The following is a 9,632-nucleotide window of genomic DNA, read 5'->3' on the forward strand; positions in this document are numbered from 1 at the left end:
TTTTTTTGATCAAAAATAGCCAGTCCTCAAACCGCAAAGCGGTAAGTGGACTGGCTATTTAGCTTATTCAGAAATTGTTTTTAGTGGAACGTGAAGCCGGATATCATGGAGGTTCAAGGAGTACTGTAAGTCTTGATTACCACGAACGGTCATCTTCATGTCGGTTGCGTAAATCACTAAGCCTAATTGGTGACCTGCCAATAAGTGATGGAAGATTGGCTGTAAGTCCACTGAAAAGTCATAGAATTCGTTAGGCTGAATAACTTCAGCGTGCCATGGTCGGTGGCGATTCTGCAAGTTGAGATGTCCCTTTGTGATCATCTTAAACGGCGTTTCGTCAGCTAGTTTGAAGTCCTTGAGATCGTCTTCGCGCCAGTGGTAACCAAGATCCAAGGCCTTAGCAGCGAGAACTTGTGGGCTGACAGTCAAACGCTTAGCCTGACCAAAATCAATCAGCATAAAGCTCAACATCCCAAAGTTCTGGTTGACGGCCACGGTTCCTGTAATATGTGGCTTACCAACTAATAGCTGGTCTTTAGGGGCTTGCCATGACTTAAACAAGAGCCGGTGATCATATAACGGATTAGTCTTATCTCCCTGGATGAGATCATTTTGCCAAGCATCCAAGTGGTGTTGATAGTGATCGAACAACTTGTCCGGTAATTTATCAGTAAAGTGGGCTGCACGTTGGTCAACCGTGTGATCGGCCGGAACTAACTCTTTATACTGAACCTTAAAGTCCAACGCGTCGGTCGAATCTTGCCACCAGTTGTCATAACCGGACCAAGTCTCTGCTTGGGTATTGTCCTGGACAAGGACGTTTGGCAAGAGGGCTTCGGCATGGTTATCAAGATCATAGAGCTTGTGACTGAGCCACAAGTTCATCATATCGGTGAAGTCGAGTGACTGTAAGTTGTTGATGTAAATGTGCTGGCCCTGATGTAAAATCAATTTTTTAGCAACGGGGACTTTTTGTAACTTGTCCCACAGGTTAGCAACATTTCGTGGTTTAACGTTCCAGTCATTGAGGCCGTGGACCATCACGATGTCAGCCTTGATCTGATCGACGTTTTTAAGATAGTTACGTTCGTCCCAGAAACGATTATAGTTGCCGCTTGAACGGTCCTGTTGTTCAGTCAATTCAGCTAATTTTTGATCAAAGACTGGTTGAATCTGGTGAGCGTCACCGGCCTTCAAGCTGCGGGAGAAGACTTCCGCTGCTAAGACGTCGGTATCTTCGCCTTGGAAGGTGTCAGGCGCAACGACGAGGCCGTTATCGCGGTAGTAGTCGTACCAATTGGAGATGGCAGCTTCGGAGATGATGGTCTTCAAACCGTCGACACCGGTAGTTGCTGCCGCAGTGGCTAAGGTCCCTAGGTAAGAGCGCCCAGTCATGGCGACTGAACCGTTACACCACCACGCTTCAATGGCAACGTCAGCGTCACGGTTGGTGTAGGCGGTACGCTTGCCAGTCAGCCATTCAATGATGGCAACGGTGGCGATTGTTTCGTCTTCATCTCCGGTGGTTGCTAACCCGTCAGAATCAATTGAGCCGATTCCAGCGGCGTAAACGACAGCAAAGCCGCGAGCCAAGAAGTAGTCGTTGAGCGTATAGGATTTCTCCCGACTAAACGTCTCTTCGGCAGTCTTAGCAAGGTTATCGGTTGTCCGAGCAGCTGGTAAGTCTGCGGGTTGTGAGTGGAATTCCACATCAGCGTAGGTGTTGTCATCCGCCGTCTTAGCGGTCAAAGGAACGTTGACGTCGTGCATCTGAGCGTCGCCAGCACGGTCGTCGATACCTTGATTATAAGGACTGGCAGTGTAAAGGACAGGGACTTTAAGCCCAGTCGTAGTTTCAGCAGGGCGAAGGACTTCCACTTTAAGGAGATCACGTTTTCCGTCATGATCCGTATCTAATGGTGCTTCGACGTAGACCACTTCACGAATTAACGTGTTCGTATCAAAGACAGCCTGTGCCTTACCGTTGAAGAAGAGTGGTTTTTGATCATTAGATAGTTGGTAGAAGGGCGCAAAATAACCCCGGGTCGTTAACTGTTCAACTAAAGTTTGACCAGCATTGCCGCGCGTGTTTAGTAATAAATACCAAGCATAGTACAGAGATTCACGATCAAAGGCACTTTCGCCAACCATTGGTAGGTGAATGTCGCGCATAGCTAACAGTGGGTTTGCCAGTTGAAAATCGTGTCCCGGTAAGAATCCGAGTAACTGTAAGCCGACATTGTAAAAGACTTGGTTGCTGACAACCGTAGCGTCAGTGAACCATTCCGTGAGCGTTTGTTGGCTAGTTGCCATTAGGTTGTTGAACTTATGTTTTAGACCACTGGCCGTGTGAACTTCAGGAAAGCTCTTCGCAAGTAGGGCGTGATAGACGGCTGGAACCTTGGTTAAGTCAGCCATATCTGGTGTAATAAAATGAATCTTGGTGAGTTCAGCAATCGCCGTTTCTGAATCGGTCGGTACGATTGCAAATTGATTGTTTTTCATAAGCAAAGTCCTCGTTATTATTATTAGAAACATTATACCGCTAATTGCGCTAGAACCCACGTTTCTTACTGGGAAGTTCTGTGGGTGGTCGTGCGTAGATTGCAAAGTTAACGTTCAAATAGGAAATAAATAAGCCCAGGATAAAGAATCCTAGGCTCAGTTCATACTTTAATTGTTAGGATCGTGTAAACTTAATCCTCGTTATGTGCTTGGTGCATAAAGCGAGGTAAGCACGGAAACTTGCAGTGGTGGTCGGTTGTCTCTGTCTCAACTGTTGTAACGTGTTCTAACGCCAGTTGTTTAGTCTTTTCGCGTTCAATCTTGAGTTGCTTGTTCAATGCTCGACTCTTCCAGAAACCGTGGATGCCAATCGCGAGTGGAATGATGTGCAGTAAGGTAATGATTGGGATGATCCAAGAATTTTGATTAAACGTTTTTAGCATTTCGTTGTGGTGTGCTTTGAGATCATTACGAATTTCTTTGGGGATTAACATAGTTAATCACACTCCTTGATTTTCTTCAATCATACCTTAAAATGGAACCGCTGTCATTTTTGATGAGATATATTAGATGAGCTAATAAAAAGCGACGACCAGAAGTTATTCAGGTCATCACTTTCGATGGAACGATTATTTTGATTTTGAGGTTGGTTGATTCATGCGACTGTGATGAATCCCATAACTGAAGTAAATAATCAGCCCCAGGACGAACCAGACGAGTGAGGCGGCCCACGTCTCTAATGAGAGCTGGGTCATCATGAAGATGCACAGGCAACCAGAAACAATGGGTAGTACCGGGTAGAATGGTACGCGGAATCCCTTAATCTGATTGAGTTTAGGATTGCGCCGTAATAGTAGAATCCCGAATGAGACGAATGCAAAGGCAATCAGCGTTCCGATGTTAACAAGGTTCGCTAGTTGGTTCAACGGGATAAAACCGGCAAGTACTGAGATCACAAGGGTAACGGTGATCATGGCGTGCTTAGGCGCGTGATTTTTGTCGATTTTACCAAGAAAACTAGGCAATAAACCATCTCGTCCGATGGAGTAAAGTAACCGTGAACTACTATAGATCATGGTGACCATCATCGTGAACATCCCAGCGAGGGCGCCAATTGAAATGATTCCAGCGACAAAGTTCTGGTGAACAAGTTGAAGGGCAAAAGAGACCGCGTCATCCACGTTGAGTTCTTTGTAGGAGACCATCCCGGTAAGGACACCGGAAACTAGAATGTAAAAGATCGTACAGATCACTAACGTCCCGATGATCCCAATCGGCATGTTGCGTTTGGCATTTTTAACTTCGGCGGCAGAGGATGAGACGGCGTCAAAACCTAAGTAGGCGAAGAAGACGACTGCGGCACCTTTAAAGATTCCAGAAGTCCCGAATGGTGCGAATGGCGACCAGTTGCTTGGCTTAACGTAGAATGAACCAACTAATAGGAAGATGACAATGATAGCTAATTTAACGACCACGATAATGTTGTTCAAACGTACTGAGGTCTTCAACCCGGCGTTGATGATCCACGCGATCAGACAAACGATCAGGATGGCAACGACATTAACATAAGTGCCGTGAGCTGGATCAAAGGAACCGGTGATTGCTTTGGGTAGTTTGAGACCAAAGCCCGCGATAAACGAGTTGAAGTAGGCGGCCCAACCAACGGCCACGGCAGCTACGGCAAGAACGTATTCGAGCACTAACGCCCAACCGATGATCCAACCGACCATTTCACCGTAAACAATGTTGCCGTATGAATAGGCTGAACCTGCAACTGGTAGCACCGATGAAAACTCGGCGTAACACATCGCGGCGAGTGCACAGACGATGGCTGCTATGACGAAGGATAAAATGATCCCGGGCCCGGCCTTAGTGGCAGCCACGGTACCAGGAAGAATGAAGATCCCGGTACCGATAACGGCCCCAATACCTAATGCGATCAGATCGACTGCGGATAAGGTACGTTCAAATTGACTGTCTTTTTGTAAATAGCGCTCTAATTGTTCTTTTTGGAAAATGCGCTGGCGAATCCCCATAATATGAACCACCTTCGGGTTATTATTAACAGTTGCTTACGGTAAGAAATGGCAAGCAAACTATGTCAATATGATACCGTGATTGATTATTAAAAGTCAATTAGAACCAAGTCTTTATTATTAATAGAATTGTTCATTAGCTAGTTGTCCTAACGCTCAATAATTGATTAGCCAGTTAATTTGACAGGCTTACAAAGAATGCTGTGGTCATCGAGCTTGCCTGACAGGGGCAGGTACTTCTGATAAAATAGGCAGTAAATTAGAAATCAAGAGGGGGCGTCGCAGTTGTCAACAATCTTAGTTGCAGAAGACTTATCCGCAGTGGGGGGCATTTCGCTCAGCTCAGCGTTGTCCGTTCTAACTGCCATGCAATACGATGTGGCGGCACTACCAACGAGCCTATTGTCAACGCATACTAGTGGCTATGGAACACCGGCGACCGTGGATTTATCGTCATGGTTGCCGCGGGTGTTTGAGCACTGGACGGCCGCCAAGTTACATTTTGACCAGGCTTTGATTGGTTACGTAGGATCGGTGGAGCTGTGCCAGTTGTTAACAACCTATTTGGAACAACATCCCGTTTCATTATTAGTGATTGATCCGGTATTAGGTGATTTAGGAAAACTATATCAAGGTTTTGATCAGGACTACGTGGATGCCATGCGACAAATGATCAAAACGGCGGATGTGATCTTACCTAATACGACCGAAGCCGCTTTACTAACGGATCAACCGTATCAGGAGCATCCAGATTTGAATGTGATCTTAACCGCGTTACAACGTTTAGTGAAGCCGGGTGCACATGCGGTGATCACGGATGTCCAACAGGATGGTCAGATTGGCTGTGCTTGGCTGGATGAAAATCAGCAAGTCCAGTTTGCAGGTCAACCGCGGTTGCCAGGTCATTATAATGGCACTGGTGACACGTTAGCAGCCGTGATTGCAGGCTTACTTGGACGTGGCTATCCGTTAGATGAAAGTTTAAAACTCGCGACACAGTGGCTGCACGTGGCCGTCAGTGAAACGCTGAGTCAACACCGTAGCGATTCCCGCCAAGGTGTGGCACTCGGGCAACTGATGCGGGCAATCTTGACGTTAAAATAATAGGTGAACATGTTATACTAAAACTTAACTTAGATTAATCAGGAGGGTGTCACTTCATGAGTACTGAAGTCGCAAGTGGGGCAGTCGTTTATCAGCAAAAGAACGGCCAGCCTATCTATTTATTATTGCAAAGTGCAACGAGTCATTTCTGGGGATTTCCTAAAGGACACGTTGAGGGTGATGAGACCTTACTCGCAACGGCTGAACGCGAGATTCGTGAAGAAACCCAGCTGACGGCAACGATTGATACTAATTTTAAAGCTTTCACTGAATATGATCTGCCTAATGGTAACTTAAAACAGGTCACCTTATTCACCAGTGAAGTTCCTAGTGGCGCGGTTGTGACGCGGCAAGAGATTGAAATCAGTGCAATTGGTTGGTTTGACTACGAGACAGCGCGGGAACGACTAACTTACGATAACTTAAAGCAAATGCTAGATCAGGCAAATACTTACATTGAACAACAGTTACATTAATTAGGTTGACTGAAGGCTAAACAATTGTTGATATTAGTCACTACTTTCGCTTCTGGTGGTCAGTACCAACTCAGCTGTGCGGACCGGTTCAAGCCTGTGAAGCGGTCTTGAACCTCGCCTTGATCCTTGACAAAATTCGTCAATGACCAAGGACGTCCGTGGTGTAAATCCGGCCAATTCACCGGATCAACACCACTTTCACAGCAACGTTGGTACTGACCACCGCCGGCTAGACTGGTCGACGATTGCGATAATTGTAAGTAACCAGAGCTCTCCTTAAGGAAAAACTAGAGCAACAGTCCAGACTCAATAATCAAACTGAGTCTAAGCGAAGTCAGCTGGGAAAACTTGCCATGAAGGCAATCTTGGGTGGCGTTCTTAGCCGCCTTAGATTGCGGGACGTCTTGGAAGACTTGAACTTTAGGCTTCCAAGCGAGGACGCAGACCGCATTTTGGCTGAGCCCGGTCCCCATGGCATGTTTTCTCGGCTGGCGAAGCGGTGAGTTTAGCGTTTTCAGTTGTAGATTGAAACAAAAAAATTACTGGCACCGTCGCATAAACGGTACCAGTAATTTTTAAACGCTATTTTGGTTAAATACGATTTAATCCTGAGTTTTTAAATTAGCAACTGCATCTTCGATTGTTACGCCTTCAGCGAACGATTCTGGATGAAGTTTGTCAGTTGCGACAAATAATTGGCGTTGCGTATCTAAAACAATGCTGAACCAGCTATTAGTTTTTTGAAATTGCATGTGACAAAACTCCCTTCTTAATTATAAATATAGATTGTTGGTTTTGCTACGAGATGCGTGAATCATCTGTGAACCCTACAATTTGGCAACTATACTCGGTTTATTGATTTAACGCAAATGAAAAGCTTTACATAAGTATTCAAAATGGAGGTTGATTAACATTGAGAACCAAACGCATCTTCGTAATTACCGGACCGACTGGTAGTGGAAAGACCACGGTCAGCCACTACTTGCAGTCAAAATATCACGTGCCACAGGTGATTACCCATACGACCAGAGCACCGCGTGATGGTGAGGTTAATGGTCAGGACTACTACTTTGAAACGCCAGCTAGTTTTGCGACTAAGCATTATCTGGAAAATGTAACCTATAGCGGCAATCAGTACGGTTCATCACGAGAAGGGCTGGCAGCTGCTTGGGAACATGATTCACTGATCAGTATTGTATTGGATACAGCGGGTGCAATTACTTATGCTCGTGAACTGGGCGACCAAGCCGTAGTGATCTATTTAGAAGTTGCTGATCAACAGGCCTTGATCAGTCGTTTAACTGCCCGAGGTGATCAGCCTGAACGGATTCAAAAGCGGGTTGCTAGTGAGGAATACTTGCGTGATCAAGAATTACCTGCTGGCTTAGTGGGTCACGCGCAGGTGATTATTAATCATGACTGGCAGGATACACAGCAACAAATTGATCGGCTGGTTGCAAAATACCAAAATGAAGATAGCTTGCTTTAATAATTAGGGTGAGCGATGAACCCAGAAGTTCACTTTCGGTAGTGGATATGCTAAACTAAATAGTAATGATTATGATTTAGTTGGCTAGTTACGGTCAACGGGAGGCACCAGTTTATGGAAACACCAATTGAACAAGCCGTAGCGGTTTTACGTCGCAATCAATTAAAAATTACCAAACAACGTCAAGCACTGTTGGATTATTTAGTGACCTATCAGGATCACTATGTTGCTATTTCAGAAGTTGATGAACATATGCGGACGTTGTTTGCTGGCATGAGTCATAATACGATCTACCGCAATGTTAAGGAGTTTGAAACACTTGGTTTGTTGGAGCTAAAATCACAAGCTAACCAAACGTTAGTTAAGTATCAATGTGATTTTGAGCATCAACATCATCACCATTTTGTCTGCTCCAATTGTGGTAAGGTGACGGAATTACAAGCCTGTCCATTAGATGAGTATGAAGCGCAGTTACCAGGATGCACGATTACGGGTCACCGGATGGAAATCTATGGTCTGTGTGCTGAGTGTACCCAGAAACAAGCCAATTAACAGCTGACAAGGGTCGGCTTTTTTTGTAGACGGTAAAGAGTTTATTAATTCACAGTAGATATAGGTGCATTCTTTAAGCGACCATGGTTTAATAGGAGATTAGAGAGATAACGGAAAGCACCACGGAAGGGAATGACATTGATGGCTTATCGAACACCCCCATTTATTTCGCCATTTGCAATTGTTTCGATCGTCTTGGCACTCGGTGCGACCAATGTAGTCGTTAACAAGACGACTAATACGGTCAATGGCGCCAAGTCAAGCAGTAGTACGAGTCGGGTTGTTAAATCGTCTAGTGCTAGTTCAAGTAGCGCGAAGAAGCATTCAGCAAGTGATGACTCATCTGCTAAAGACAAGTCTAGCTCGGATGCTTCAAGTGACGATCAGAGTGCTAGTTCAAGTAGCAGTGCGGCTGAAAGCAGTAGTACGACAACTGAGAATTCATCGAGCACGACTAGTTCGAGTGCAGCTGAGAAGAGTAGCTCAACAACTAGTAGTAGTACGACAACTGATGAAAGCTCAAGTTCTGCGGCAGCATCTTCAAGCAGTACGGCCGCAAGCTCAGCAACGACGACACAATCCACTACGGATACCACCACTGCTGATGACGGGGGCGAATAACGAATGTTTAGTATTTTAGATATGATCAACCACGCACTCGGTTACGTTAACGTCAATGTGAAGATCAAGAATCAGATTTACATTGGGATTGGGATTGCGGGTGAACTGTACCTAGGTTACGTGGCGATTCGGTTAATGCAGAACGGGGCGTGGTTACGTGGGATTTTGTACCTACTCGTTTTTGTGGCGTTAATTTACTTTATCACGCTCAACGTGATCTATTACTTCACTAACAAGACGGCGAAGTATGACCTCTCACCTAAGATTGAAAAGTTATTGGGTGGCAAACCTAAAGAAGCGTTGGCAGCGGAGCAGGCCAAGCACAATCAACAACAGCCTTATATTCCGGCTAACGGGATTTTTGACGGCCAAGAGTTATTGCCAGCAACGGTCTCAACTTCACGGGCGGAACAGGAAAATGTTCACCAGATCGTTGACCAATTACAGGCAGCTAATATTGTCCGGTTGGATTACGGTGGTCTAAGTGATGATGCTGTTATGCGTCAAGCTAAGTCGACGGGTGATCCAGTCTACGCTATTGGTCAGGGGATTCAGATTCCATTTTCACAGTTGAAATTGGAGAATCACCACTTAGTCATCTACGCGGGAATCAACCAGATGGACCAGTCACCAGTTGGCCATATTAAAAGGGTTGGTTTAACGGATGTGCACGATGCGCATGAAGATTATAAGCTATACCTGGCTTCAACTGTAATTACGGGCGGGATGAGTAAAATTGCTGGTCGGAATTCAGTAATCGAAGAGGCCGGTGATTATCAGATCACGGCTCAGGTGGCGTATGAGGATCGGGAAGAATAAAGCAAGAGTGGGCCAAAAGCCGGTTAGTTG

At 45.5% G+C, this 9,632-nt stretch carries 10 protein-coding genes; 6 read left to right on the top strand and 4 right to left on the bottom strand.

The genetic code is table 11. The features are described 5' to 3' along the window. Positions 1–63: 63 nt before the first annotated feature. The 3 genes from ACG95_RS02985 to ACG95_RS02995 all read right to left on the bottom strand — a co-directional run bounded on the left by ACG95_RS02985 (position 64) and on the right by ACG95_RS02995 (position 4,541). Positions 64–2,505, bottom strand: coding sequence for a Xaa-Pro dipeptidyl-peptidase (locus ACG95_RS02985; RefSeq protein ID WP_047999082.1), 2,442 nt, complete (start codon positions 2,503–2,505; stop codon positions 64–66). Positions 2,506–2,696: 191 nt separating this feature from the next. Continuing rightward, positions 2,697–2,999 carry a hypothetical protein gene (locus tag ACG95_RS02990; RefSeq protein WP_047999083.1) on the bottom strand — a complete coding sequence of 101 codons (303 nt, stop codon included), beginning with the start codon at positions 2,997–2,999 and terminating at the stop codon, positions 2,697–2,699. A gap of 135 nt (positions 3,000–3,134) precedes the next feature. Continuing rightward, positions 3,135–4,541: an amino acid permease gene (locus ACG95_RS02995; RefSeq protein ID WP_047999084.1), complete on the bottom strand. Its 1,407-nt coding sequence runs from the start codon at positions 4,539–4,541 to the stop codon at positions 3,135–3,137. Positions 4,542–4,826: 285 nt separating this feature from the next. Between ACG95_RS02995 and ACG95_RS03000 the strand changes: the two genes are divergently transcribed. Next, entirely contained in the window at positions 4,827–5,645 is an 819-nt protein-coding gene (locus tag ACG95_RS03000; RefSeq protein WP_047999085.1) for a pyridoxamine kinase, read from the top strand. 56 nt (positions 5,646–5,701) lie between these two features. Continuing rightward, positions 5,702–6,121 (top strand): bis(5'-nucleosyl)-tetraphosphatase, encoded by a 420-nt coding sequence (locus ACG95_RS03005; RefSeq protein ID WP_047999086.1) that lies wholly within the window; start codon positions 5,702–5,704, stop codon positions 6,119–6,121. Between the two features lie 602 nt (positions 6,122–6,723). Here the strand turns inward: ACG95_RS03005 and ACG95_RS14340 are convergent. Beyond that, entirely contained in the window at positions 6,724–6,873 is a 150-nt protein-coding gene (locus tag ACG95_RS14340; RefSeq protein ID WP_152668270.1) for a hypothetical protein, read from the bottom strand. Positions 6,874–7,034: 161 nt separating this feature from the next. Between ACG95_RS14340 and ACG95_RS03015 the strand changes: the two genes are divergently transcribed. The 4 genes from ACG95_RS03015 (at position 7,035) to ACG95_RS03030 (ending at position 9,602) form a co-directional block, all read left to right on the top strand. Continuing rightward, the gene (locus ACG95_RS03015; protein ID WP_047999088.1) at positions 7,035–7,610 is read left to right on the top strand and encodes a guanylate kinase; all 576 of its coding nucleotides are present in this window, start codon (positions 7,035–7,037) and stop codon (positions 7,608–7,610) included. A gap of 114 nt (positions 7,611–7,724) precedes the next feature. Then, positions 7,725–8,162: a Fur family transcriptional regulator gene (locus ACG95_RS03020; RefSeq protein WP_047999089.1), complete on the top strand. Its 438-nt coding sequence runs from the start codon at positions 7,725–7,727 to the stop codon at positions 8,160–8,162. A gap of 141 nt (positions 8,163–8,303) precedes the next feature. Further along, positions 8,304–8,783 carry a hypothetical protein gene (locus tag ACG95_RS03025; RefSeq protein WP_047999111.1) on the top strand — a complete coding sequence of 160 codons (480 nt, stop codon included), beginning with the start codon at positions 8,304–8,306 and terminating at the stop codon, positions 8,781–8,783. Positions 8,784–8,786: 3 nt separating this feature from the next. Continuing rightward, positions 8,787–9,602, top strand: coding sequence for a DUF6681 family protein (locus tag ACG95_RS03030; protein WP_047999090.1), 816 nt, complete (start codon positions 8,787–8,789; stop codon positions 9,600–9,602). Positions 9,603–9,632: the final 30 nt, after the last annotated feature.

Source organism: Lactiplantibacillus herbarum (genome assembly GCF_001039045.1).
GTDB lineage: Bacteria > Bacillota > Bacilli > Lactobacillales > Lactobacillaceae > Lactiplantibacillus > Lactiplantibacillus herbarum.